This window comes from Ralstonia sp. AU12-08 (genome assembly GCF_000442475.1).
Classification (GTDB): domain Bacteria; phylum Pseudomonadota; class Gammaproteobacteria; order Burkholderiales; family Burkholderiaceae; genus Ralstonia; species Ralstonia insidiosa.
The window spans coordinates 23,533-47,301 of sequence record NZ_ASZV01000022.1; the positions used below are offsets into that span (position 1 = coordinate 23,533).

Below are 23,769 nucleotides of genomic sequence, written 5' to 3' on the forward strand. Positions count from 1 at the left end.
AGCCCACAACACTCGCCCCATTTCAAACATGAGTACGCAAGACACATCCCTGCCTGCGCCGCACGACCTGTCGCGCCGCAAACTGCTCGTCTCAGGCGCGAGCACGATGGCTGCGGCCGCCGCTGGCGCGCTGGTGGCCGGCACAGCAAGTTCAGCCCAAGCGGCCAACCCCAAAACATCGCACCCATATTCCGGAGACCACAACATGTCCTTCGTCACGACCAAAGACGGCACCCGCATCTTCTACAAGGACTGGGGCAGCGGCCGCCCGGTCGTGTTCTCGCACGGCTGGCCCCTGTCCGCCGATGCCTGGGATTCCCAGATGCTCTTCCTGTTGCAGCACGGCTACCGCGTGATCGCGCACGATCGCCGTGGCCATGGTCGCTCTGACCAGCCGTCCAAGGGCAACAACATGGACACCTACGCCGACGATCTCGCGACGCTGCTCGACACGCTGGACATCAAGGGTGCAACCCTGGTCGGCCACTCGACCGGTGGCGGCGAGGTGGCCCACTACATTGGCCGTCACGGCACCAAGCGCGTGGCAAAGGCCGTGCTGATCGGTGCCGTGCCGCCGATCATGGCCAAGACCGCAGCCTATCCGAACGGCCTGCCGATCGAAGTGTTCGATGGCATCCGCAAGGGCGTTGCCGAAAACCGCTCGCAGTTCTACAAGGATCTGACCACGCCGTTCTTCGGCTTCAACCGACCGGGCGCAAAGATTTCGCAAGGGACGATCGACGCATTCTGGGCACAAGGCATGGCGGGTGGTATCCACGGCCAGTACCAGTGCATCAAGGAGTTCTCGGAAGTCGACTACACGGAAGATCTCAAGAAGATCGACGTGCCCACGCTGATTCTGCACGGCGATGACGACCAGATCGTGCCGATCGACAACTCCGCCAAGCTGTCGGCCAAGCTGGTCAAGCACGCGACGCTGAAGATCTATCCGGGCGCCTCGCATGGCATGTGCGTGATCAACGCCGATCAGGTCAACGCAGACCTGCTCGCCTTCCTGTCGGCTTAAGGCCCCGCGAATCCACCGCGATTGTCCGACTCACCCTGGCCCAGCCACCCGCTGGGCCAGGGTCACAACCATGAAGGGATGAAATGAATCCAGTGCGCGTACCCGAACTGATCCTGACCAACGCCAAGGTCACCACGCTCGATCGAACCAACCCTGAGGCCGAGGCCGTTGCCATCCATGACGGCAAGTTTTTGGCAGTCGGGCGTCGCGACGAGATTCTCCCGCTGGCTGGCCCCGCCACCCGTGTGGTCGACCTGCAAGGCCGGCGCGTCATTCCAGGCCTGATTGATAGCCACATGCACATCATCCGGGGTGGCCTGAACTACAACATGGAGCTGCGCTGGGACGGCGTACGTTCGCTGGCCGAAGCGTTGCGCATGCTCAAGGCCCAGGTCGAACGCACGCCAGCGCCGCAATGGGTGCGCGTGGTGGGTGGCTTCACCGAACATCAGTTTGCCGAGAAGCGCCTGCCCACGCTCGATGAGCTCAATGCCATCGCACCAGACACTCCGGTGTTCATCCTCCATTTATATGACCGCGCACTGCTCAATGCCGCAGCGCTGCGTGTCGTCGGCTACGACAAGAACACGCCGAACCCGCCGGGTGGCGAGATTGTCCGCGACAAGAACGGTACGCCCACCGGCCTGCTCTTGGCCAAACCCAACGCCACGATCCTCTACGCCACGCTGGCCAAGGGACCGAAGCTGCCGGCGGAGTATCAGAAAAACTCGACGCGCCATTTCATGCGCGAGGTCAATCGACTCGGCGTCACCGGTGTCATCGATGCGGGTGGCGGCTTCCAGAACTACCCCGAGGACTACAACATCGTTGAGGAGCTGCACCGCGAGGGGCAACTCACGGTGCGCCTGGCCTATAACCTCTTCACGCAGAAGCCGCGTGAGGAGCTCAATGACTTCCGCACATGGTCTGGGCAGGTCCGCCCCGGACAGGGCGACGATCTCTACCGCCACAATGGTGCCGGAGAGATGCTCGTCTATTCCGCCGCGGATTTCGAAGACTTCCGCGTCGAGCGCCCGGAGATGCCGCCGAACATGGAAAGCGACCTCGAGCCGGTGATCCGCCTGCTTGCCGAGCAACGCTGGCCATGGCGCTTGCATGCCACCTATGACGAGACAATCTCGCGTGCACTGGACGTGTATGAGAAGGTCGCACGTGACGTGCCGTTCGATGGCCTGCACTGGTTCTTCGACCACGCGGAGACCATCAGCGACCGCAACATCGACCGTATTGCCGCGCTTGGCGGAGGCATCGCTGTACAGCACCGCATGGCTTACCAGGGCGAGTACTTTGTCGAGCGTTATGGCTCGCGGGCGGCAGAAGCCACCCCGCCCATCAAACGCATGTTGGAACGCGGCGTCAAGGTGGGCGCGGGCACGGACGCCACACGGGTCGCGTCGTACAACCCGTGGGTATCGCTGTCGTGGCTTGTCAGCGGCAAGACCGTGGGCGGGCTGCGTTTGTATCCGCAGGCCAACCTGCTCGATCGCGAAACGGCCTTGCGCCTCTGGACTGAGGCCAATACGTGGTTCTCGTCCGAAGAGGGCAAGAAGGGGCAGATCCGCGCCGGGCAGCTCGCCGATCTGGCGGTCCTCTCTGACGATTACTTCGCCGTGCCCGAGGACGATATTCAGGACATCACCTCGGTCCTGACGGTGTTGGGCGGCAAGGTCGTGTTTGGGGATGGGGATTTCGGCCCCCTCGCCCCCGCGCTACCGCCTGCGATGCCAGACTGGTCGCCCGCGCGGCATCATTTGGGCTTCGCCCCGCGCAATCCCGCCCTTCAAGTCAGTTGCGGATGTGCTACCGCTTGCGGGGTACATGGACACGCACACGCGCGCGCCTACCTAGACCAGACGCCTGCCGGTGACGCCGCTGCATTCTGGGGTGCGTTCGGCTGCTCGTGCTGGGCGTTCTGATACCGCGCTAGCCATGCATCCAACACCTTCGACGTCCGCCCGCGGCGGACTCCTGTACCGCGCGGCGCTGGTGCTGTTGTGCGCGGCCTACCTGCAGGGCGGGCTGGTCAAGCTCTTCGACTTCCCGGGGGCCATTGCAGAGATGCAGCACTTCGGCATGGCGCCGGCCATGCCCATGGCCGCAGCGGTGATCGTCTTGGAGCTGGTCGGCTCGGCGCTGGTGATCAGCGGCCGACTGCGATGGATTGCAGCACTCGCGCTGGCCGCGTTCACCCTGGTTGCCTCGCTGCTGGCCAACCGCTTCTGGCAGGCCCCGGCTGACACCCGCCCAATGATGGCCAACGCCTTCTTTGAACACCTCGGACTGGTCGGCGGCTTTCTGCTCGTCGCACTGCAAGACTGGATTTCGCGTCGGGAAGCCGATGCGCGCACCTGGACTGGACAATGAAACCCTACTTCATCTCGCTCGGCGCCGGCATGTTGATCGGCATCATCTACGCACTCATGCAGGTGCGCTCGCCGGCCCCACCCGCCATCGCATTGATCGGATTGCTGGGCATGCTGCTCGGTGAGCAAGCGGTCCCGCCTATCAAGCGCCTGCTTGCGGGCCAACCCGTCACGGCTACCTGGTTCCACCGTGAGTGCACACCCAAGATCACGGGCCTGCCGCCGGTGATTCAAGTCAGTGCGCTCCGGCAAGCGCCGGACGACACGCAGCACTGATGTTGGGCACGGCATGAGCGAATCCATACCTCAGTATGATTTCGCGAGTGCCTGTGCAACGGTATCCTCAACGCTCCGTCGCCAGAGCCGTCCGTGCCAACGTAGGTCTCCGGCATGCCCCGAGGAATCCCGCGTGAATGCACAACCGGTCATCGCCGTGGTCGATGACGATGCCTCTGTCCGACTGGCCCTCGGCAATCTCCTGCAATCGTGTGGCCTGAATGTTGCGCTTTTCGGCAGTGGCGCCGAGCTGCTCGGCTACGATGACCTCACCTCGCTCTCCTGCGTTCTGACGGACATCCAGATGCCTCAGATGAGTGGATTCGCACTCTGCGATTCGCTGCGTGGCCGAGGTGTGAATCTGCCCATCATTTTCATGACCGCATTCCAGAGCGACAGTGCACGTCAACAGGCCGAGGTTCGTCACGCCATCTCTTTACTCAGCAAGCCTTTCAGCGACGCTGAGATCATGTCCTGCATTGCGCTTGCGCTCGGTCACACACCTGGCACTTGGCCGGATGCCTGATTCCAATGCATGCGCAGAACAACCAGGCGGGCCACCCGGTGCATGACATCGACGCCATCGTGCGCTGCACCCGCGCACTGACGGAGGAGATTCAGCTCGATCGACTCATCGACAGGCTGATGACCATCGTTCTCGTGCTCGCCCGTGCACAGCGCGCGCTGCTGATACGCATGGCTGGGGAGACACCGATGATCGAGGCCCATGCCCACGCCACCCCGGCCAGTATTGGCATCGACATGACCCCCCACCCGGTGGCGCCGCAAGATCTGCCGCTCACGATGCTCAACTCGACGCTGCGTTCAGGCAAGCGCCTGGTCGTCCACGACGCTGCCTCGAGCCCGTTTGCGCATGATCCCTACTTCAGCCAACGCGGCACCGCCTCCGCCATGAGTCTTCCGATGCTCAAAGGCAACCACACGGTCGGCTTGCTCTACATCGAGAACAGCCAACTGCCTGGCAAGTTTGCTGGGGAACCCGCCGATTTGCTCGAACTGATTGCAGGACACGCAGCCGTCTCGCTGGATAACGCACGGCTCTATCAGAATCTGCTCGAAGAAAACGCACACCGCCGCCGCGTCGAGCAAGCCCTGCGCGTCAGCGAAGAGACACTGGCGCTGGGTGAGCGCGTCAGCCAGACAGGGAGTTGGCGCTGGGACCTTCAACGCGACATTTGCCTGTGCTCGGAAGAGCTACGCCGCATTTTCGATCTCCCAGAGGATGGGCCGGTGGTGACGCGGGACGTGCTGGTTGCGTGCATTCACCCAGAGGACCGGGAGTACGTACGGCAGACCGCCGAGCACCAAGCAAACGCAGGCGAGCCCTTCGAGCTCGAATACCGCATTGTCCGCAAAGACGGCACGACGCGACATGTGGTGGCACTAGGCAAGCCCATCCACATCGCCGGTCGTGACGTCGAGTATGTTGGCATCGTGAGTGATATCACCGCACGTTGCCAAGCCGAGGATGCGGCGCGCAACGCCCAGGCCGACGTTGCGCGGGTGGCGCGTGCCACGACGGTCGGCCAACTGACCGCAGCAATCGCACACGAAGTGAATCAACCGCTCATGTCGATCGTGTCCCATGCGAGCGCCAGCCTACGCTGGCTCGATCGAACGCCTCCTGCGCTAATGCAGGCGCGCGAGGGGCTGGCAGCGATCGTCTCCGAAGGCCAGCGCGCGGGCGACATGATTCACGGCCTGCAGGCCCTCACGCGCAACGCGCCCAGGGCCTTCGCCGCGCTCGACATGCATCAAACAATTCGCGACATCCTGCAAATCGCGCGTAGCGAACTGAACTGCCGTGACGTTTCACTTGAGCTCGATCTGAACGCATCGCGCAGTCAGGTGCATGGTGACGCCGTGCAGCTACAGCAAGTCCTGCTGAACCTGGTGCTCAACGCGATCGACTCGATGGCGTCGGTATACGACCGCCCTCGCACCCTGCGTCTGACCACTGCGGTTGTCGCGGAAACCCAGTTGCAGGTGCGCGTTGAGGATAACGGCCAGGGGCTGGCCAGCGATGCGCCTGGGCGCATATTCGAACCGTTCTACACGACCAAGGCCAACGGCATGGGGATGGGGTTAGCGATTTGCCGATCCATCGTGGAAGCGCACAAAGGAGAAATCCTGGCGGCACCGCGCCTGCCGTTCGGCGCGATGTTCGTGTTCAGCCTACCGTTGACGCCGATCGCCCTGTCGTAGCGCGGTCGCTCAGCTGCGCACCGCGCGCCGCCAGCTCGCGGGCGTGGCACCAAAGGCACGGGCAAAGCAGCGGGTGAAGTGGCTCTGATCAGAGAAGCCGCACGTTGTCGCGATGGTCGCGATCGGCGCATCGGTGTCGCGAAGCAAGCCACGGGCGCGCTCAAGCCGCTGCGTTGAAAGCCATTGGTGCGGCGTCGCACCGGTCGAAGCATGAAACGCACGCGAGAAGTGGCTGCGTGATAGCCCACAGGCATCTGCCACTTCAGCAATCGATCCGTCGCCGTCCAATCGAGAGATGAGCACTTCTTTGGCACGCTCAAGCATTCCCGGACTCAAACGCTCGCGCCCGCCCCTGGGCGTGGTCTCATGGCGCCCGTCGTAACGCTCGACCAGATAGGTGGCAATTGCCAGCCCAACCTGGTCAACGAACAGGCGGCTCACGTATTGCGGTTGTGCCAGCGCGGGCACCACTGCCTGAGCAAGATGGGACAAGACCGGATCCAACTGCCCAGCCAACGAAGGAAGCGAAGCACAGGCCGGACGTCCAAGCTCCAGACTCGTGCGCTCGACAAAACCTGGCGACAACTCAAGCAGTACGAAGTCAAAGGCGCCGTAAAAATCTGCCTTGTAGTCCTCAAAGAAATTTCGGATGTAGATCGAACCGGTCTCAAACTGATGCGTGCTGGCATGCACGCTGTTAAAGATCCGACGACGGTGTCCGGTGGCCAGCGACACACCGGCCAGGAAGCCTCTCTCCGACGCAGGCGTTAAAACCTGACTGAGCTGGTCATTGCCAGAACTTTTCCGAAAGAAGACGAAATCGCTTCCATGTAGCGATTCGTCGCGCCGGAGCTTTTCCGACGAGCAACCGAGCGAGTCTTGCGAAGAGGTTTGTGCGGGCACCGGTGGAGACATGATTTTGATTGCTCTGCATGCTGACCGCAGGGATTCGCAAGCCTATTGAGGGGGCCGAAGTGACATTCCAAGTGCGTCACAAATATTAACAAATCCGCCAACTTGGTGCACGGCTCCGACCAATTGGTATGGTGGTTAATACCATTTGACAATGGTTGCTAGAGACACCCCCCAGTACGCTTCGTACACCTCATGAGAGGCGGGCGCCTCGACGTTCAGACGCCCAGTCCAACGTCCATGCCATGTCCTCTAGCGTCTCGTCCACCCTGCCTGCTGCACCCTCTTTTGGGATGTTCCATCTGGTGCAAGGCTGCCTGCTTGCTTTCACCGCCGGCCTCGTGGACGTCGTTGGATTCTGCGCGCTGTTTGGGCTATTCACGGCACACGTTACCGGCAACTTCGTCATGATTGGCGTGGAACTGGCCGGCTCCGGCCAAGGTGTACTCGCCAAGCTGCTGGCGCTGCCTGTGTTCGTGCTGGCCGTGGCGTCTACCAAGCTGACGGTGGAGGCCGTTGTACGCCACGGAAGGGAGCCTACGCGCCTGCTGCTCCTGGCGGAAGCGTTGCTGCTGGTGACGTTTATGACGGCTGGCCTGCTGGCGCTACCCATCCAGTCAGCAGACAACCCTGCAACCATCGTCGTCGGCCTGATCGGCGTCGCGGCAATGGGCGTACAGAACGCCAAGGCGCGCATCGTACTCTCCGATCACGCGCCCACCACCATCATGACCGGCAATACAACCCAGGTCGTCATCGACCTGGTGGAATTGGCCACACCGGGTAGCACACAGAAGAGCGCCTCCCGCGCGCGCCTGCGCAAGATGGTGCCGCCGCTCATCGGTTTTGCGACCGGTGCAATGCTGGGAGCCCTGGCGTTCTCTGCCGTGTCGTTCTGGTGCGTGTTGCCGCCGATATTCATTCTCACTGGGCTGGCCGCCGCGAGCCGTTAGCTCTTCCACAGTTCAATTCGCCGACCGCCGACCTGTGCGCGAATTGGTTCATCCACTCATCGCAGGAACAAGGAACAACATGCCTCCCCTGATGCGGAGCACCGCAAAGCACTGGGTTCTGTCCATCTGTGCCGCAATGACGTGTTGCGTTGAGGCTAACGCGCAGACATCCGTCACGCTGTACGGTCGCCTCAATACCTCCATCGAGTACGCCCGTGGCGCAGCCACAACCAATGGCGCTGACCTCGGTTCAGTCACGCGGCTGACGAACAACCGCTCGGTCTTTGGCCTCCGGGGCGAAGAGGACCTGGGAGGCGGTACCAAGGCCTTCTGGCAGATTGAAAGCGCTGTTTCGGTAGACACGGGGCAAGGCCAGTTAGCTGGCCGCAATACCGCCATCGGGTTGGAAGGCAACTACGGCAAGGTGTTCATGGGCCATTGGCAGACGCCCTATACCGAATCGACTGCCGGCTATGACCCCTACTACCCCACCACAGCAGGCTATATGGCGTTGATCGGCAACGGCTCAACGTCCAGCTCCGACAACGTTCAAGACACGAGTTCGTTCGATCGACGCCAGAAGAACATCATCCAATACCGTAGCCCGGTCTGGAATGGCCTGAGCGGCAGCATGGCCTGGGGCGTCAATGAAGAGAAGATCAGCGTGCCGCGCAATCCGGCCTTGTATTCATTCGCCGGTGCTTACGATCGCGGGCCGTTGAACATCACGGCCGCCTACGAGATCCACCAGCACTACCAGACGGCCGGACGCAATGACGAGGCCGCAAAGATCGGGGTGGCTTACCAGTTTCCGACAACGAAGATCGCCTTGTTGTATGAGCGGCTGCACTATCGGACAGCCACGGGTGATCTGTACCGCAACGGCTACTACGTTTCCCTCACCCAGCAGCTTGGTCCGGGCAGCGTGCGGGTGGGCTTTGCGTTGGCGAGCAACGGTTCGGGCAGCGCACGGGAAACGGTCGGCTATTTCCGAAGCGGCGTGGATACCGGTGCGACTCAATTGACAGTCGGCTACGACTACCCGCTGTCTAAGCGGACCGCCTTGTACACCTATTACAGCCGCATTAACAACCGCAGCAACGCCATCTACGACTTCGCGATCAACCAGATCGGCGTAAAGGCCGGAGCGCATCCGGAAACGTTCGTGCTCGGCATGCGGCACAGCTTTTAGTCCGCGGGGCACCGGTTCTGAAGCCCTGCAACCTGACCGGCATCCAGTTGCCGGATTCTCGACCCATCAATACCTGACGAAAGCCCCATGAGCAAAGATATCCTGACCACCGCCGCCGGTGCACCCGTTGTCGACAACCAGAACTCGATGACCGCTGGTCCGCGCGGCCCCATGCTGCTCGAAGACGTGTGGTTTCTGGAAAAACTCGCGCACTTCGACCGAGAGGTGATTCCCGAGCGTCGCGTGCATGCCAAAGGCTCGGGTGCCTTCGGCACCTTCACCGTCACGCACGACATCACGCAATACACCAAGGCCTCGATCTTTGCCGAGGTGGGCAAGCAAACGCCGCTGTTCCTGCGTTTTTCCACCGTGGCCGGCGAACGCGGTGCGGCTGATGCCGAACGCGACCCGCGCGGTTTTGCCATCAAGTTCTATACGGACGAAGGCAACTGGGATCTGGTCGGCAATAACACGCCGGTGTTCTTCCTGCGCGATCCGCTCAAGTTTCCGGACTTTATCCACACACAAAAGCGCGACCCGCGGACCAACCTGCGCAGCGCTGTCGCCGCCTGGGATTTCTTCTCGAAGAACCCTGAGACGCTGCACCAGGTGACGATCGTCATGAGCGATCGCGGCATTCCCAAGACCCTGCGCCACATGGATGGCTTCGGCTCGCACACCTTCTCGCTCATCAATGCGGCTGGCGAGCGCTTCTGGGTGAAATTCCACTTCAAGACCCAGCAAGGTATCCAGAACTACACCAACGAAGAGGCCGCACAGGTGGTGGCGCAAGACCGCGAAAGCTCGCAGCGCGATCTGGTTGAAAGCATCGATCGTGGCGATTTCCCGCGCTGGAACCTGAAGGTGCAGATCATGCCGGAAGCCGATGCGGCCACCTACCACATCAACCCGTTTGACCTGACCAAGGTGTGGCCGCACAAGGACTACCCGTTGATCGACGTAGGTGTATTGGAACTGAACCGCAACCCCGACAACTACTTTGCCGAAGTCGAGCAGGCTGCCTTTACGCCGGCCAACGTGGTGCCCGGCATCGGCTTCTCGCCGGACAAGATGCTGCAGGGCCGCCTGTTCTCGTACGGCGACACGCAGCGCTACCGCCTCGGCGTAAATCATCACCAGATTCCAGTGAATGCGCCCAAGTGCCCGTTCCACAACAGCTTCCACCGGGACGGTGCGATGCGGACCGACGGCAACCTTGGCAGCAAGCTCAACTACGAGCCGAACCGCGAAGGTGCCTTCGCCCAGGACCGCCGGGGTGAGGAGCCGCCGCTCAAACTCGAAGGTGCAGCGGCACGCCACGATCACCGCGTCGACACCGACTACTACAGCCAGGCCGGCGCCTTGTTCCGCCTGTTTGACGAGGGTCAGCGCCAGCGTCTGTTTGCGACCATCGCAGGCGGTCTGTCGCAGGTACCGGAAGACATCCAGCGCGCGCAGATCGAGCACTTCACCAAGGCAGATCCGGCCTACGGCGCGGGCGTCAAAGTGGCGCTGGGATTGAAATAATCGACGACGGCGCGCGACATCAACGCGGCATCAGCCAGCCGCATCGCGCGCCACACCACTTGCTACGAGGATCAACATGGCAAAGAAAATTGGCGGCACCAGCGCCGCAGCCCCGATCAATATCGGCATTGCCGAGAAAGACCGCAAGAGGATCGCGGACGGTCTGTCGACCCTGCTGGCCGACACTTATTCGCTGTACCTGAAGACCCACTACTTCCACTGGAACGTCACTGGGCCGATGTTCAACACGCTGCATCTGATGTTCGAGACGCAGTACAACGAACTGTGGACCGCGACCGACGCAGTGGCGGAGCGCATCCGCGCGCTTGGCTATCTGGCACCGGGTTCGTATTCGGAGTTCGCCAAGCTAACGTCCATCCCGGAGTCAAACGGGGTGCCCGAAGCGATGGACATGGTCCGCGAGCTGGTAGCCGGCCACGAAGCTGTCACTCGCACCGCCCGCAGCCTGTTTCCGGATGTCGACAATGCCGCCGACGAGCCGACCGCCGACCTGCTGACCCAGCGCATGCAGACGCACGAAAAGACCGCGTGGATGCTGCGCTCGTTGCTGGTGTAGCGCACCCGGCCGGAGCGACAAATTGGCGCCCCGCCTCTATCAGTCCAGGCGCTTTCCCTGATTGCGTGAATGTCGCCCCACAGGAGGGTGCGACCACCGATCCAGGGACGCTCGGAGCCGACGGTCGGGCGTTCGAATCCCTCTGTGCAGGCCAAATCTCGCAACGGTCTAGGGGTTGCTACGCATGATCGACCGCGGAGGCCGCCGCCCGCAGGGCCAGGAGGTAACTCTGGATTCCGAACCCGCATATCTGCCCACTGACGATGTCAGCAAACACTGAGTGATGCCGGAAGGGCTCGCGTGCGTGGATATTGGACATGTGCAACTCGACGACCGGACACGTCAGGATCGCCAGCGCATCGCGAATACCGTAGCTGTAGTGCGTCCAGGCGCCTGCGTTGATCAGCACCGCGTCTTGGCCTTCCTCGAAGGCGCGATGAATGCGTTCGCACATCGCCGCTTCGCTGTTCGTCTGGAACGATTCCACTTGCACGCCCAGCTCGTCGCCTAGGGCCTGCAACCTTGCGTCGATCTCGGCCAGCGTGATGGTCCCGTACTGCGCGGGGTCACGCTTGCCGAACATGTTGTGATTGATGCCGTGCAGCATCAGGATGCGCTTCATGTAGACCTCTGTGGTGAGTTCAAATCAGCTCAGATCAGTCGAGGGGAACGGTCAGTCGATCGATCACGGGGCGGGTGTCCGGACGCACGCCACGCCACCAGACGAACGCTTCCGCAGCCTGTTCGACCAGCATGCCGACGCCGTCTGCGATGTTGCGCACACCCGCGTTGCGCGCGAGCCGCAGGAACGGCGTCAGCCGTTTGCCGTACGCCAGTTCGTAGGCCAGCCCATCGGGGCTGAAGATGCTCGGTGGAACGGGCGGCAGATCGCCTGTGAGGCTGGCGGAGGTGGCATTGACCACCAGATCGAAGCGCCCCGTCGTCTCCAGGTCGGCATACCCGCAAGCGACGATCGGGCCGCGCCCGGCAACCTGGGCGGCAAGTGCCTGCGCCTTTGCCACGTCGCGGTTCGCGATGACCAACTGCGCCGGCCCCGCCGCCAGGAACGGCAGCAAGGCGCCACGCGCCGCGCCACCGGCACCCAGCAGCAGCACGCGCTTGCCAGCCATCGGCCGCGCCAGGTTGATCTCGATGTCACGCACCAGCCCAATGCCGTCGAAGTTCTCGGCCAGGATGCGGCCACCTTCAAACTTCAGTGCATTCGCGGCACCCGCCAACGTGGCGCGCTCGCTGCGCTCGTCGGCCATCGCAAACGCCTTGAGCTTGAACGGCGCCGTGACGTTCATACCCTTGCCGCCGGCGGCGGCGAACGTACGCACGACTTCAGCGAACGCTGTGTCCGGCTCGACCGGCCCTTCCATGGCCGTGTACTGCATGTCTTGTTGCGCCGCCTGCGCAAAGAGGCCGTGAATAAGCGGAGATTTGGTGTGTGAGATCGGGTTGCCGATCACCGCATAGTGGTCAGTCATCATTGGCTCGCTTCGAGTAGAGAACGCCGTCGGCCTGCATCGCCTGGATCTCGTCAGGGTCGAAACCCAGGGTGCGCGCGACTTCAACGTTGTGCTCGCCCAGATCAGGGGCAACGTCGCGGATGGTCGTATCGCAATCGGAAAACTTGAACGGCAGGTTGGGCAGGCGCAACGTCCCATAGCGCGGATGCTGCTGTTCGACCACCATCCCCCGGGCTTGAATTTGCGGATCGGCCAGTACCTCGTCGATGCGCTGTACCTTGGCGCACGGAACATCGATGCCATCCAGCAGTTCCAGCACCAATGCCACGGGGCGTGCTGCCACCCAGGGTTCGACCACGGAGAGAATCTCCGCCCGGTGCGCGTTGCGGCCGACGCTGTCATGGAACCGCTTATCTGCACCAAAGCCCGCGGGACCGCCATGCGCTTCGACCAGTGCAGCGAAGCGCTTCCATGCATCGTCGACCTGCGCGGCAATCACGAGGTCCGCATCCGCTGCGCGGAACACGCCATAGAGGGTCGAGGTAGGCATGTCATGGCCGGTCTGCTCGGGCAGCACACCCTGTAGGGTGAAGCACTGCACAGCGTATTCGTGCATCGACACCAGCGTGTCGTACAGCGCCATGTCGATGTGCTGCCCGCGTTGGCTCTTCACGCGCCCCAACAGCGCGGCGTTGATGGCGGCCACGGCGTGGATGCCCGTGTACATGTCACCGAGCGAGATGCGCAGCAACGGTGGCCGCTCGCCCGGCGTGCCGACCATTTGCATGATGCCGCTCTTGGCTTCGGCAATCAGGCCGAAGCCGGCGCGATGTGCATCCGGCCCCGTATGTCCGTAGGCCGAGATGGAGCAGTAGACCAGGCCCGGATTGCGCGCCGACAGTTCTGCGTAACCGAGCCCCAGCTTGTCCAGTGCGCCGGGCCGGTAGTTCTCGATGAACACATCCGCCGAGTCGCACAGCCGCTGCATGAACGCCTTGCCACGCGGGTCCTTCATGTTGACGCTCACGCCGCGCTTGCCCATGTTGAGCTGCAGGAAATAGCCGCTTTGCTCGTCGTCGAGCACGGTGGCGTGCTGACGGCCGGCATCGCCAGTGCCGGGGCGTTCGACCTTGATCACTTCGGCGCCGAGTGCGGCCAGGCATCGGCCAACATAGGGGCCGGCGAGGAAGTGGCTGTAGTCGACAACGCGAATACCTTCGAGTGGGCGCGCCTGCATCAGAACGCTCCCGGCCGGCGCGGCACCATCAGGCGGTGCTCGCCGCGTTGCACAACCTGGCCATCTTGATTGATCAGCTCCGAGGGCAGCACGACGATGCCCCAGCCCGGGCGGCTCTTGCTTTCGCGCATCGCCCCGACCCGGAACTTCACATGCAAGACGTCGTTGACCTTGATCGGCAGCAGGAAATCCCACGTCCAGCCGAGCGACATACCGGGCAGAAAGCGATAGTCGCTCTGCGTCTTCAGACCGTCCGCAATCGACAGGCCGAACAAGCCATGCGCGACGATGCAGCCGAAGTGGCTGGCATTGGCATAGGCTTCGTCGACGTGCACGGGCGTGTGGTCGCCGGTGAGGTCGGCGTAAGCGAGAATGCGTTCCTTCGTGACCGTGTAGCTCGGGCTTACGCACGTGTCGCCCTCGCGGGCGTCATCCCAGTATTTTTCAACGATGGTCATGTTCATGCCTGCGCACGGGGGTTGATTGCTAAGGCCTGCGCCACGCACGACGCGGGCTTGGCCTGAATGAGTTCGACCGCCAGACCGTCCGGCAAGCGCAGCCAGTTGCGGCCCTGCGGCATTTCGGTCACGCCAAAGCCCTGCGCCAGCGCCAGTGCAGCTTCGAGGTCTTCGCACATCACGCCGAGGTGGGCCAATCGTCCTTCATGGCCTTCGGGGCCTTCGAACTCGGGGGCATGGATGAACTGCAGGCCACCGAGTGTCCAGTACTGCCGGGGCGCTTCATGCGTGCCGTCGATCTCGCGCAGGGTCATGCCCAGCACCTCTTCGAAGAAGCGGATGTGCCAGTGGATGTCCCTCACCCAGATGGCGACGTGTTCCACATAGGCCTTGGGCGTGCTCATGCGGTGGTCTCCTTGTGTTGTCGTTGTTGGTCAGCCGGTTGGTCGGCCCGCAGGTCGGCCATACTGCGCTCGATCCCCTTGATGCAGGCGACCAGCGTGGCATTGACGGGGGTCGGCACACCGTACCGCTGCCCGCAACGCACGACGGAACCGTTGATGAAATCGATCTCGGTGATCGTCCCTTTCTCCAGGCTTTGCAGCATCGAGGTCTTGAATGCGGCGGGCAGGCCCTCGGCGGCCAGGGTCCATGCCTGCTCGGGGTCCGTCATCGACAGCTTCACGCCAGCGGCCTGTGCCGCCGCAATGGCCTCGGCCACGGCCGCAAGCGAGGTCGCCTTGAGCTGCGGCTCGTCGTAGAGCTGGCCGTAGGTCAAGCGGGTGATGCCAGTGAGCGCGCCAGTGGCCACGTTGACGAGCAGCTTGTCCCACATCGTGCCGACGATGTTGTCGGTGACCGTGGTCGCCAGCCCGGCGGCATTGAAAGCATCCGCCACGGCCTGCACGCGCGGCGTCAGACGGCCATCCAGTTCGCCGATGTAGGTGGCCTTGCCAACCACACCCGATTGAATATGCGCGAGGCCCCGCATCACCCCGCCAACATAGGTCTTGCCTGCCAGCACGCGTTCACGGCCTACGATGTCGGCAAGGATCTCTTCGTGCCCGAGGCCGTTCTGCAGCGATAGCACCAGCGTATCGGGGCCAACCAGACCCACGGCACCGCGCATGGCGGCATCGGTCTCGAAGGACTTGACCAGCACGATCACTAGTTCTGCGACCCCAACCTCTGCAGCGTGCGTTGCCGCCCGCACCTGGATGCATCGCGTGCCCTGGGCATCGTCCACCCGCAGGCCCTCGTTTCGCATGGCGTCGACGCGGTCCGGTGAGCGGACCATCAGCCAGGTCTCATGGCCCGCTTCAGTGAGGGTTGCCCCAATGGCGCAGCCTAGTGCGCCGGCCCCCAGAATCGCAATCTTCAATGGCGTCTCCTTCACGTGTGGTTGCACGATAGGAGGAGGCCCTTATACTGGCAATACAATGATCACAATACCGTTATTGCCATGGACAATAATGCAGCGGCGCTTGCCGCCCTGCCCGACCTGAAGCTGCTTCAACTGTTCGACCTGCTATACGACGTTCGCAACGTCAGCCGTGTTGCCGAGCAGCTCGGGCAGAGCCAGCCGACGGTCAGCATCTGGCTCGGGCAACTACGGGATTACATACGGGATCCGCTGTTCATCCGCACGCCCGGCGGCATGGCGCCCACGCCGCAGGCGGATGCGCTGATCGGGCCGTGCCGCGAAATCCTCGAATCGCTCAGGCGTTTCGCGGCCTGGGAGATTGCATTCGACCCCGCGACGGCGCAGCGGCGGTTTCGCATCTGCATGACGGATGCGAGCCATATCACGCTGCTGCCGCGTCTTCTGGCGCATGTTCGTGCGCAGGCGCCCGGTGTCCGCCTCGAGGCCGCCAGAATTGACGGCAATACGGAGCGCACGCTGGAATCCGGCGAGGCCGACCTCGCGATCGGCTACGTGCCCTGGCTGAGCGGCAGCATCTATCAGCAGCAGTTGTACGAGCAGGATTGGGTCTGCCTGGCCAACCGCCACCACCCGAGAATCCGCACCCGGTTTGGCGTGAAGCAATACGGCGCGGAGGGACACGTCGCCGTCACGGCGGGCACCGGAGCGCAACTGCTCCAGCAGGCCCTGACGCGCGAGCGCATCGAGCGTCAGATCGTGCTGGAACTGCCGGGCTTCCTGGGGCTGGGTGCGATTATCCAGACGACCGACCTGATTACCACGCTGCCCCGCCACATTGGGGAGACGCTCGCCCAGGCCAATGACCTGGCCGTGCGTGCATGCCCGTTCCCGGTGGAAGGCTTTGCCGTGCGGCAGCACTGGCATGCGCGGTATCACCATGAAGCGGGCAACCGCTGGCTGCGCGGCGTGGTCAGTCAACTGTTTGGGGCGTCGAACTAGCCGATGGCGTTGTTCGGCACGCAGACGACCACTTTCAGGAAAAGCTTGCAACCAAAACCGCCCGTTGGACTGCAGTTTTGGTGTCTTGTGCCGATAACCAGCGGTGACGGCGTGCCCCACACGCATCAATACCGTCCCCCAAGATCGACCGCACGATGCCTCGTCGAACAGGCAGAGATGCGGTTTGTCGTCGCCCAAGACCACGACATGCCCCTCCGCCCCTTTGCCCGACGGCTGGCCACATCGGCAGGCCACCATCCCTTGATCGTTGGTGCACTGGGGACGCTGCTCACATTCATTGTCTTGGCAATTAGCGTGCTGACGCTGTGGACCAACCGTGAAACGGCCGTCGAGCACGCGCACGAAACCTCAAGGAATGTCGCCGCCGTTCTGGCCAGCCACATCTCACGCACCGTCGACTCAGCCGACCAGTCGCTGCAGGTGCTGATCGCCGCACTCGACAAGCCTGGCATCCGCAACCTCGATCCGGAGGTCCGGCACGATCTGCTGTTCAGCCCGACGGCCTCCGCCCGCTATCTCACGGGCATGGGCGTCACCGACGACAAGGGCCAACTCGTCGACGGTTGCTGCTCCGTGACGCACCGCTGGGATTTCAGCGACCGCGACTACTTTCTCGTCCATCGCGACCACGCAAACGTTGGGCTCTATGTGTCCGCAGTCTATAAGGCCCGGTCACGCGCAGGCGTGGAGGCCATTGCGCTGAGCCGAAGGATGAATCGACCGGATGGGACGTTTGCGGGCACCGCGCTGGTGGCAATTGACCTCGATTACTTCAAGCAGCTTCTTGAAAAGCTCGATGTCGGGCCGCGCGGCGTCACGGCCATCGTCCGTACCGACGGAACGCTGGTGGCGCGAAATCCGCCACCCGGCGCAGCCCGCGCGCTCAATTTCAGCAAATCGTTGACGTTCCCGCGCATGGTGAATCAGGAGTCCGGCTTCTATGTGGCGCCCTCTGCCAGCGACGGCGTGCTGCGCCTCTATACGTTTCAACGCGTGCCGGGCACACCCTTCATCGCCGTGGTGGCTCCGGCCATGGGCGATGCACTTGCTGCCTGGCAGCGGCTGTCATGGATCGTAGGGCTGTCGTCGCTGTCGGTGAGTCTCGCTTTCTGTGCAGGGGTATGGCTCCTGGCTTTTGCGCTGCGCGGGCGTGTGATGGCCGAAAGCCACCTGCGGGAGCTGACGCAAACCGACCCGCTCACCGGGCTGAAGAACCGGCGCGCATTGGACGTTGCACTGGAAAACGAATGGGATCGGCTGCAGCGGAATGACAGCCACCTATCCGTGCTCTTTGTCGATGCCGATCACTTCAAACGCTACAACGACGAGCACGGACACGCCCAGGGCGACACTGCGCTCCAGTACCTCGCCAACTGCATTTCCAAGCATGCGCGACGACGCGGCGATCTCGCGGCCCGATATGGCGGAGAGGAATTCGTGGTGTTGTTGCCCGACACCGACGAAGCAGGCGCCATGCAGATCGCAGAAGCGATACGTGCCGAAGTCGAAGCGCCCCGCACCGCAATCGGCAATACGGGCGTGGCACCCTTCACCGTGAGCATCGGTTGCGCTACCGCACGCCGATCGAGCTTCCCGTCATTGAATGCATTGACCAAGGCAGCGGACGATGCGCTCTACGAAGCCAAGCGCAAAGGGCGAAACCGCGTTGACTACGCAGCAACTGCGTAGCCTCGCATGGCCCGAACCCAGGCCCCAAGCCGGCGAGCACGCGCGAAGGCTTGCCCGTCTTCGCCACGAGCGCGGCACTGGGCGGCGCTAGGCGGCAGGCTGGGCGTACCGCCTCCGGTGTTTACGCCGCTATCGGTACACAACACCAAACTGCGCGACATCTGCCCGTTGCCACTGGATACGTGTCACACAGGTGATAAATCACGCAAAATGCTCCGCATCTGAGATGGGGAGGCTAGCCGGTGGGTATCAACTTTGATTTGACGGACTTGCAGGCGTTTCGCGCGGTGGTGGAGTTGGGCAACTTCCGAAAGGCCGCCGAGGCGATCAGCATTTCGCAGCCCGCGTTGAGCCGTCGGATCGACAAGCTCGAAAGCGCACTGGGCGTGCCCTTGTTTGAACGCACCACACGCAGCGTCACGCTCACCACGGTCGGGCGCGTGTTTGCCCGCAGTGCCGAACAACTGCTCGACGATCTCGACGTCGCCCTGCTGGGTATCCGTGATATTTCATCGAGCCGCCTGGGGCACGTGACCATCGCGTGCGTGCCGTCCGTGGCCTATTACTTTCTGCCGAACCTGATTGCGACCTATCACCGCCGCTTTCCACGCATCAGAGTCAAGCTGATCGATGCGAGCGCGAACGAAGTGCTGGGTGCAGTCATCAGCGGTGAGGCAGATTTTGGCGTGAGTTTTATGGGCAGCCAGGAGCCCGAGATCGAATTCAAGATGCTGCTGCAGGAGCGGTTTGTTGCAGCCTGCCGACGCGATCACCCGCTCGCCCGAAAGAAGCGGGTGACGTGGAACGAGCTTTACGCACACGATTACGTGTCAGTGGACAAGACCTCCGGCAACCGCCTGCTGCTCGATCAGGCGCTGTCGGCCGTGGCACCGCCTGCGCCAAGCGTTTGCGAGACGCGGCACGTCACGACCATGCTGGGGTTGGTTGAAGCGGGGCTTGGTGTTGCCGCGGTGCCATCGATGGCCATGCCGGGGCATGACCACCCTATCCTCACGAGCGTTCCACTGGTGCAGCCGGTCGTGAACCGACGCGTGGGGATCGTGAAGCGGCGCGGCCGTGCACTCACACCGGCCGCCGAGGAATTTCACCGGATGATCCTTGAAGCGAAGCGCGGCGGCGTGGCGACAAGCGATGCATAGCAAGCACCGCTTGCCCTGCCACGGGGGCGCAGTGTCTCAATGCGCAGGTACGGAATCCAGGCCAGTCGATTTCACGTCGGGCTGCGCCCCGGGCGAAGCAAGATAGTCGAGAAGCGCCTTGGCTTCCTTCGGATGCTGTGCACCAACGGGGATGCCCGCTGCAAATCGCGTGACCGACTGCAGCGACTCCGGAATCTTTCCGACGAAGGCGGCACCCTGCACCGGCAGCAACTCGCTCACTTGCTGGAAGCCGATTTCGTAGTCGCCGGTGGCCACCACCGACGCCACCGGAATGCGCGGGATCATCTTCGCCTTCGCCTTGACCTGCTCTTCAATGCCAAGCTTCTTGAACAGCTCGCGCTCGATATAGACGCCGCTTGCGCTGTCCGAGTAGGCAATCGACTTGGCATGCAGCAGCACTTGCTTGAGCCCCTCGGGCGAGCTGATATCGGGCTTGGTAGCACCTTCGCGCACCACCATGCCGATGCGCGAGTCGGCCAGCTCCACGCGCGAATCCGGGATGACCTTGCCTTGCTTGATCAGATCGTCGAGTGCATAGCCGACCATGATGACGGCGTCTGCCGGCTCACCGCGCGCAAGCCGATTCGGAATCGCTTCGGGCGACTTGCCCATCGAGGGACCAAGCGCGGTATTGAGCGTATTGCCCGTCTGCGCTGCGAACTTCGGGCCGAGCACCTTATAGGCTGCGGTAAAGCCACCGGAGCTCATGACGTACAGCTCGGCTGCATGGACGGGGGCTGCAATTGCCGAGGTTGCAACGAGTGCGGCTGCACACAGTTTCAGAAACAGAGTCTTCATGGTGAGGGGCATGCCAGGTCGTACGAGTTTATGAAGATGCGGAAAGTGCTGTGCGTCAGAGCGCCGGAGCCAGCGTCACCGCGCGGCGGCGATAGAGCGTCAACGTCGCCAGGAGAGCGCACACGGCGGCAAAACTCATCCAGTAGCCAGGGGCCGCCTTGTCGCCCGTCATGTGAATGGCAGCCGTCGAGATGGCGGGGGTAAAGCCGCCAAACACAGCCGTGGCAAGGCTATAGGCAAGCGAGAACCCAGCCACGCGCACCTGCACGGGCATCACTTCCGTGAGCGCAACGACCATCGCGCCATTGTAGATGCCGTACATGAACGACAGCCACAGCAGCACGAGCAGCATGTTCATGAAGCTCGGTGCGTGAGCGAGGAACGAAAGCGCCGGGTAGGCGGTAGCAATGGTCAGCACCGTCATGCTGATCAGCAGCGGCCGACGGCCGATCCGGTCGGAGAGCGCACCGCCAATCGGCAGCCACACGAAGTTCGATACCCCGACGCAGAGCGTGACGAGCAGGCTGTCGGCCGTGCTCAGATGCAACACCGTTTTGCCGAATGTCGGCGCATAGACGGTAATGAGGTAGAAGCTCGTCGTGGTCATCGCCACCAGCATCATGCCGGCGATGACGACGCCCCAGTTTTGCACCAGCGTACCGAATACGTCTTTCATGCTCGGACGATGCTTGCGCGCCTTGAACTCCTGCGTTTCCTCAAGATTGCGTCGCAGCACGAAAATAAACGGCACGATCATGCAACCGACGAAGAACGGTACGCGCCATCCCCATGCGGCGATGGCCGGTGCGCTCAGCCATTGGTTGAGCGCAAAGCCCAGGCCTGCCGCCACGACGATCGCCACCTGCTGGCTGGCGGACTGCCAGCTCGTGAAGAAACCCTTGCGGCCGGGCGTTGCCATCTCGGCCAGATACACCGATACGCCGCCCAACTCCGCGCCCGCCGAGAACCCCTGCAGCAGACGCCCCAGCAACACGAGTGCCGGTGCCAGAAGACCGATCGTGGCGTAGCCAGGAACGAACGCGATCAGCACAGTTCCGCTTGCCATGATGGACAGCGTGACGATGAGCCCCTTGCGGCGGCCGACATCGTCAATGTACGCACCCAGCACGACCGCGCCCAGCGGCCGCATCAGGAAGCCGGCGCCAAAAACAGCGAACGTCATCATCAGCGAGGCAAACTCGCTCTCGGTGGGGAAGAAGACGTTGGCAATCTGCGTGGCGTAGAAGCCGAACAGGAAGAAGTCGAACTGTTCCAGGAAATTCCCGGCGGTAACGCGGAAGACCGCAGCGGCCTTGGATTGCCCGGTCGAAAGGCTGGACGGGGGGTGCATCGAGGTGTCTCCTGGAAGCCAAAAAAAGAATACGCCGTTGAACGGCGTTTGTGGTTTTGGCAATGTTCGCCGGGAGACCGACAAACGAGAAGTGCAATTTTCGGAACGATTGATGTTCTTTGGTTATCAATCTTCCCTGCCCGACTACGCCACGTTCTTGCCGCGTCACGGGCAGACGGTGGAGGCGGCCCCAGGGCACGCCTCCACGTGGCAGACCAATCTCGACTACTGCTTGATTGGTTCTACGTACACCCGCTTCGCGAACGTTGCGATTGCATCCGCCATCGCCTTGGGCTGTTCCGGCGCAAAGGCGTGACCTGCGTTGGGCACCACAACCACCGTCACACGATCGCCCAGCATTGATTTCAGCACCTGCGAGAACCGGCGCGGTGCCACCGCATCGTGTTCTGCCTGCAAGTCCAGTATCGGCGCGTTCCCCGCCGCAAAGTACGCATCGACCGGCGTCACGTTGCGGGCGTGGGACTCCGCCTCATGCGTCTCTTCATGCCAGCCATCGAGCCAGACGCGCGGGTCATTGCCCGGTGCAAAGAAGGCTTTGCGCAGGTATTCCAACCGCTGCGCTTCCGACAGATGCATGTCACCTGCGCCGTCGATGGCCTTGCGCATCTCCGCGTTGATGGGTTTCTCGGTCGAGCCCGGCGGTACCTTTCCGGCGGAAGCGGCAACCAGAACAACGCCGCGCACCAACTCGGGCCGATCCACGGCCACCATACGCGCCGGGAAGTTGCCCCAGGCATGGCCCACTACCACTGCCGGTCCCTGCCTCTCGTGCTCGATCACCGCAGCCACATCGGCGGCGAAGGCGTGCATGTCCAGGTTGGCCATGGGTCCCTTGCTTTGCCCGATACCGCGTGGCTCGGGACGCAGCACGCGGAAGCCATCGGCGACGAGCCTGTCCGCAACCTGGTCGTAATCGCGTCCCGAACGGCCCAGCGACGGCAGGATGACGATCAACGGTCCCTTGCCCTGCCGCATCACCTCAATCTGCACGTTGCTGTATTTGACCAGTTCACGATCGATCTGACCGGCATCCGTGGCCGCCAGTGCAGAGAAGGAAAGCATGACCGCAGCCAGTGCGGTACAGCCGTACTTGATCAACTTCATGGTGTTCTCCTTGGTGTGGATAGACATGCCGGGCGGATGTGCCGACATGCGCGTTGTTGTGCGAACTGAATCAGGACGCGCCCGCATAGACACGTCGGGCGAAGCGGGCAATCGCGCGGCTCATCGCCACGGGCTGTTCCGGCGCCATGGCGTGCCCGGCATCGGGAATCACCTCCACCGTCACGCGGTTGCCCAGCATGGGCTTGAATACGTTGGGCACGACCACCGCGTCGTACTGCGCCGGGAGATCGAGCATGGGCACGGTGCCGCCAGCAAAGTACGCATCCACGGGCGTGACATTGCGGGCATGGGCCTGTGCATGGTGGGTATCGGGATACCAACCACCCAGCCAAGGCCTGGGATCATGGCCCGGTGCGAAGAACGCTTGGCGCAGATACTCCAGGCGTTTTGCCTCGGGCAGCGCGAGATTGCCGGACCCGTCAATTGCCTCGCGCAACCGGCCATAAGGCTTCTCGTTGGAGCCGGGCGGCAGCTTGCCAGCAGAGGCTGCCGCCATGACGAGACCGCGCACCAGGTCAGGCCGATCCACCGCCAGCATGCGCGCCGGCTGGCTGCCCCAGGCATGCCCCACCACAACCACGGGGCCGGTCTTTTCCTGGTCGAGCACTGCGGCAACATCGGCCGCAAACGCATGCATGTCGAGATTGGCCATCGGGCCCTTGCTTTGGCCAATGCCGCGCGGTTGCGGCCGCAGGACACGCAACCCATCGGCGGCAAGCAGACGCGCGACCTCGTCGTAGTCTTCCGCGCCGCGGCCCAGCGAAGGCAGGATGACAACCGTCGGCCCAACGCCTTGGCTGAGTGCTTCAATTTGCACATCGCCATAGCGGACGAGCGTTCGCTGCACGTCTGCGCCGTTTTGTACGGACGTGGCGCAGGCGGACATCATCAACGTCAAAGCGGCGCCCAGAATGCACTTCTGCAACGTCATGGAGTCTCCTTTTTCGGGGATGTGGCCC

The 23,769-nt window shown here is 62.8% G+C and carries 24 protein-coding genes; 13 read left to right on the forward strand and 11 right to left on the reverse strand.

Translation table 11 applies throughout. From position 1 onward, the window contains the following. Window positions 1-205: 205 nt before the first annotated feature. From C404_RS41750 to C404_RS41775, 6 genes are all read left to right on the forward strand, one after another. The gene (locus tag C404_RS41750; RefSeq protein ID WP_031329317.1) at window positions 206-1,027 is read left to right on the forward strand and encodes an alpha/beta fold hydrolase; all 822 of its coding nucleotides are present in this window, start codon (window positions 206-208) and stop codon (window positions 1,025-1,027) included. A gap of 83 nt (window positions 1,028-1,110) precedes the next feature. After that, on the forward strand, window positions 1,111-2,964 hold the full coding sequence (locus C404_RS41755) for an amidohydrolase (RefSeq protein WP_021194741.1): 1,854 nt from the start codon (window positions 1,111-1,113) through the stop codon (window positions 2,962-2,964). Between the two features lie 13 nt (window positions 2,965-2,977). After that, complete coding sequence (locus C404_RS41760) at window positions 2,978-3,412, forward strand: DoxX family protein (RefSeq protein ID WP_021194742.1); 435 nt, start codon at window positions 2,978-2,980, stop codon at window positions 3,410-3,412. After that, complete coding sequence (locus C404_RS41765; protein WP_021194743.1) at window positions 3,409-3,687, forward strand: DUF1427 family protein; 279 nt, start codon at window positions 3,409-3,411, stop codon at window positions 3,685-3,687. The genes C404_RS41760 and C404_RS41765 overlap by 4 nt, the downstream gene beginning before the upstream one ends. A 133-nt stretch (window positions 3,688-3,820) precedes the next feature. After that, complete coding sequence (locus C404_RS41770; RefSeq protein ID WP_021194744.1) at window positions 3,821-4,213, forward strand: response regulator transcription factor; 393 nt, start codon at window positions 3,821-3,823, stop codon at window positions 4,211-4,213. A gap of 5 nt (window positions 4,214-4,218) precedes the next feature. Then, window positions 4,219-5,913 carry a GAF domain-containing sensor histidine kinase gene (locus C404_RS41775; RefSeq protein WP_021194745.1) on the forward strand — a complete coding sequence of 565 codons (1,695 nt, stop codon included), beginning with the start codon at window positions 4,219-4,221 and terminating at the stop codon, window positions 5,911-5,913. Between the two features lie 9 nt (window positions 5,914-5,922). On the opposite strand, the gene C404_RS0129920 is transcribed toward C404_RS41775, so the two are convergent. Then, the gene (locus C404_RS0129920; RefSeq protein WP_031329320.1) at window positions 5,923-6,828 is read right to left on the reverse strand and encodes a helix-turn-helix domain-containing protein; all 906 of its coding nucleotides are present in this window, start codon (window positions 6,826-6,828) and stop codon (window positions 5,923-5,925) included. A 242-nt stretch (window positions 6,829-7,070) separates the two neighbouring features. Here C404_RS0129920 and C404_RS41780 point away from each other — a divergent pair, with 242 nt between their 5' ends. From C404_RS41780 to C404_RS41795, 4 genes are all read left to right on the forward strand, one after another. After that, complete coding sequence (locus C404_RS41780) at window positions 7,071-7,778, forward strand: YoaK family protein (RefSeq protein ID WP_031329321.1); 708 nt, start codon at window positions 7,071-7,073, stop codon at window positions 7,776-7,778. Between the two features lie 136 nt (window positions 7,779-7,914). Further along, a complete protein-coding gene (locus tag C404_RS41785; protein ID WP_232317479.1) occupies window positions 7,915-8,970 on the forward strand; it encodes a porin in 1,056 nt (351 codons plus the stop codon). An 87-nt stretch (window positions 8,971-9,057) separates the two neighbouring features. Next, the gene (locus C404_RS41790) at window positions 9,058-10,497 is read left to right on the forward strand and encodes a catalase (RefSeq protein WP_021194749.1); all 1,440 of its coding nucleotides are present in this window, start codon (window positions 9,058-9,060) and stop codon (window positions 10,495-10,497) included. Between the two features lie 76 nt (window positions 10,498-10,573). Next, window positions 10,574-11,074, forward strand: a complete 501-nt coding sequence (locus C404_RS41795; RefSeq protein WP_021194750.1) for a Dps family protein — start codon at window positions 10,574-10,576, stop codon at window positions 11,072-11,074. A gap of 178 nt (window positions 11,075-11,252) precedes the next feature. Here the strand turns inward: C404_RS41795 and aroQ are convergent, their stop codons facing one another. The 6 genes from aroQ to C404_RS41825 are packed head-to-tail and all read right to left on the reverse strand — an operon-like array spanning window position 11,253 to window position 15,622. Further along, a complete protein-coding gene (aroQ, locus tag C404_RS41800; protein ID WP_021194751.1) occupies window positions 11,253-11,696 on the reverse strand; it encodes a type II 3-dehydroquinate dehydratase in 444 nt (147 codons plus the stop codon). Between the two features lie 34 nt (window positions 11,697-11,730). Further along, a complete protein-coding gene (gene aroE / locus C404_RS41805; RefSeq protein ID WP_021194752.1) occupies window positions 11,731-12,564 on the reverse strand; it encodes a shikimate dehydrogenase in 834 nt (277 codons plus the stop codon). After that, complete coding sequence (locus C404_RS41810; protein WP_021194753.1) at window positions 12,557-13,783, reverse strand: CaiB/BaiF CoA transferase family protein; 1,227 nt, start codon at window positions 13,781-13,783, stop codon at window positions 12,557-12,559. Before C404_RS41810 ends, aroE begins: the two co-directional genes overlap by 8 nt. Then, on the reverse strand, window positions 13,783-14,241 hold the full coding sequence (locus C404_RS41815) for a MaoC family dehydratase (protein ID WP_031329323.1): 459 nt from the start codon (window positions 14,239-14,241) through the stop codon (window positions 13,783-13,785). The genes C404_RS41810 and C404_RS41815 overlap by 1 nt, the downstream gene beginning before the upstream one ends. A 2-nt stretch (window positions 14,242-14,243) precedes the next feature. Continuing rightward, window positions 14,244-14,645 carry a VOC family protein gene (locus C404_RS41820; RefSeq protein ID WP_021194755.1) on the reverse strand — a complete coding sequence of 134 codons (402 nt, stop codon included), beginning with the start codon at window positions 14,643-14,645 and terminating at the stop codon, window positions 14,244-14,246. After that, a complete protein-coding gene (locus C404_RS41825; RefSeq protein WP_021194756.1) occupies window positions 14,642-15,622 on the reverse strand; it encodes a ketopantoate reductase family protein in 981 nt (326 codons plus the stop codon). Before C404_RS41825 ends, C404_RS41820 begins: the two co-directional genes overlap by 4 nt. A gap of 81 nt (window positions 15,623-15,703) precedes the next feature. On the opposite strand from C404_RS41825, the gene C404_RS41830 reads away from it, so the two are divergent. From C404_RS41830 to C404_RS41840, 3 genes are all read left to right on the forward strand, one after another. Beyond that, window positions 15,704-16,624: a LysR family transcriptional regulator gene (locus tag C404_RS41830; protein ID WP_021194757.1), complete on the forward strand. Its 921-nt coding sequence runs from the start codon at window positions 15,704-15,706 to the stop codon at window positions 16,622-16,624. Between the two features lie 207 nt (window positions 16,625-16,831). Then, window positions 16,832-18,334 (forward strand): GGDEF domain-containing protein, encoded by a 1,503-nt coding sequence (locus C404_RS41835; protein ID WP_037011631.1) that lies wholly within the window; start codon window positions 16,832-16,834, stop codon window positions 18,332-18,334. A gap of 242 nt (window positions 18,335-18,576) precedes the next feature. Further along, complete coding sequence (locus tag C404_RS41840) at window positions 18,577-19,494, forward strand: LysR family transcriptional regulator (protein WP_021194759.1); 918 nt, start codon at window positions 18,577-18,579, stop codon at window positions 19,492-19,494. Window positions 19,495-19,530: 36 nt separating this feature from the next. Here C404_RS41840 and C404_RS41845 read toward each other — a convergent pair whose 3' ends face one another. The 4 genes from C404_RS41845 to C404_RS41860 form a co-directional block, all read right to left on the reverse strand. Beyond that, entirely contained in the window at window positions 19,531-20,313 is a 783-nt protein-coding gene (locus C404_RS41845) for a substrate-binding domain-containing protein (RefSeq protein WP_021194760.1), read from the reverse strand. A gap of 55 nt (window positions 20,314-20,368) precedes the next feature. Next, window positions 20,369-21,664: an MFS transporter gene (locus C404_RS41850; RefSeq protein WP_021194761.1), complete on the reverse strand. Its 1,296-nt coding sequence runs from the start codon at window positions 21,662-21,664 to the stop codon at window positions 20,369-20,371. Window positions 21,665-21,889: 225 nt separating this feature from the next. Beyond that, complete coding sequence (locus tag C404_RS41855; RefSeq protein ID WP_021194762.1) at window positions 21,890-22,789, reverse strand: alpha/beta fold hydrolase; 900 nt, start codon at window positions 22,787-22,789, stop codon at window positions 21,890-21,892. A gap of 70 nt (window positions 22,790-22,859) precedes the next feature. Next, complete coding sequence (locus tag C404_RS41860; protein WP_021194763.1) at window positions 22,860-23,741, reverse strand: alpha/beta fold hydrolase; 882 nt, start codon at window positions 23,739-23,741, stop codon at window positions 22,860-22,862. Window positions 23,742-23,769: the final 28 nt, after the last annotated feature.

Coding starts and splice junctions, on each gene's coding strand:
- C404_RS41795 (WP_021194750.1), top strand. CDS start 10,574: ATGGCAAAGAAAATTGGCGGCACCAGCGCCGCAGCCCCGATCAATATC.
- C404_RS41775 (WP_021194745.1), top strand. CDS start 4,219: ATGCATGCGCAGAACAACCAGGCGGGCCACCCGGTGCATGACATCGAC.
- C404_RS41760 (WP_021194742.1), top strand. CDS start 2,978: ATGCATCCAACACCTTCGACGTCCGCCCGCGGCGGACTCCTGTACCGC.
- C404_RS41750 (WP_031329317.1), top strand. CDS start 206: ATGTCCTTCGTCACGACCAAAGACGGCACCCGCATCTTCTACAAGGAC.
- C404_RS0129920 (WP_031329320.1), bottom strand. CDS start 6,828: ATGTCTCCACCGGTGCCCGCACAAACCTCTTCGCAAGACTCGCTCGGT.
- C404_RS41765 (WP_021194743.1), top strand. CDS start 3,409: ATGAAACCCTACTTCATCTCGCTCGGCGCCGGCATGTTGATCGGCATC.
- C404_RS41810 (WP_021194753.1), bottom strand. CDS start 13,783: ATGCAGGCGCGCCCACTCGAAGGTATTCGCGTTGTCGACTACAGCCAC.
- C404_RS41860 (WP_021194763.1), bottom strand. CDS start 23,741: ATGACGTTGCAGAAGTGCATTCTGGGCGCCGCTTTGACGTTGATGATG.
- C404_RS41850 (WP_021194761.1), bottom strand. CDS start 21,664: ATGCACCCCCCGTCCAGCCTTTCGACCGGGCAATCCAAGGCCGCTGCG.
- C404_RS41780 (WP_031329321.1), top strand. CDS start 7,071: ATGTCCTCTAGCGTCTCGTCCACCCTGCCTGCTGCACCCTCTTTTGGG.
- C404_RS41790 (WP_021194749.1), top strand. CDS start 9,058: ATGAGCAAAGATATCCTGACCACCGCCGCCGGTGCACCCGTTGTCGAC.
- C404_RS41830 (WP_021194757.1), top strand. CDS start 15,704: ATGGACAATAATGCAGCGGCGCTTGCCGCCCTGCCCGACCTGAAGCTG.
- C404_RS41820 (WP_021194755.1), bottom strand. CDS start 14,645: ATGAGCACGCCCAAGGCCTATGTGGAACACGTCGCCATCTGGGTGAGG.
- C404_RS41845 (WP_021194760.1), bottom strand. CDS start 20,313: ATGAAGACTCTGTTTCTGAAACTGTGTGCAGCCGCACTCGTTGCAACC.
- C404_RS41855 (WP_021194762.1), bottom strand. CDS start 22,789: ATGAAGTTGATCAAGTACGGCTGTACCGCACTGGCTGCGGTCATGCTT.
- C404_RS41755 (WP_021194741.1), top strand. CDS start 1,111: ATGAATCCAGTGCGCGTACCCGAACTGATCCTGACCAACGCCAAGGTC.
- C404_RS41835 (WP_037011631.1), top strand. CDS start 16,832: ATGCCCCTCCGCCCCTTTGCCCGACGGCTGGCCACATCGGCAGGCCAC.
- aroE (WP_021194752.1), bottom strand. CDS start 12,564: ATGACTGACCACTATGCGGTGATCGGCAACCCGATCTCACACACCAAA.
- aroQ (WP_021194751.1), bottom strand. CDS start 11,696: ATGAAGCGCATCCTGATGCTGCACGGCATCAATCACAACATGTTCGGC.
- C404_RS41785 (WP_232317479.1), top strand. CDS start 7,915: ATGACGTGTTGCGTTGAGGCTAACGCGCAGACATCCGTCACGCTGTAC.
- C404_RS41815 (WP_031329323.1), bottom strand. CDS start 14,241: ATGACCATCGTTGAAAAATACTGGGATGACGCCCGCGAGGGCGACACG.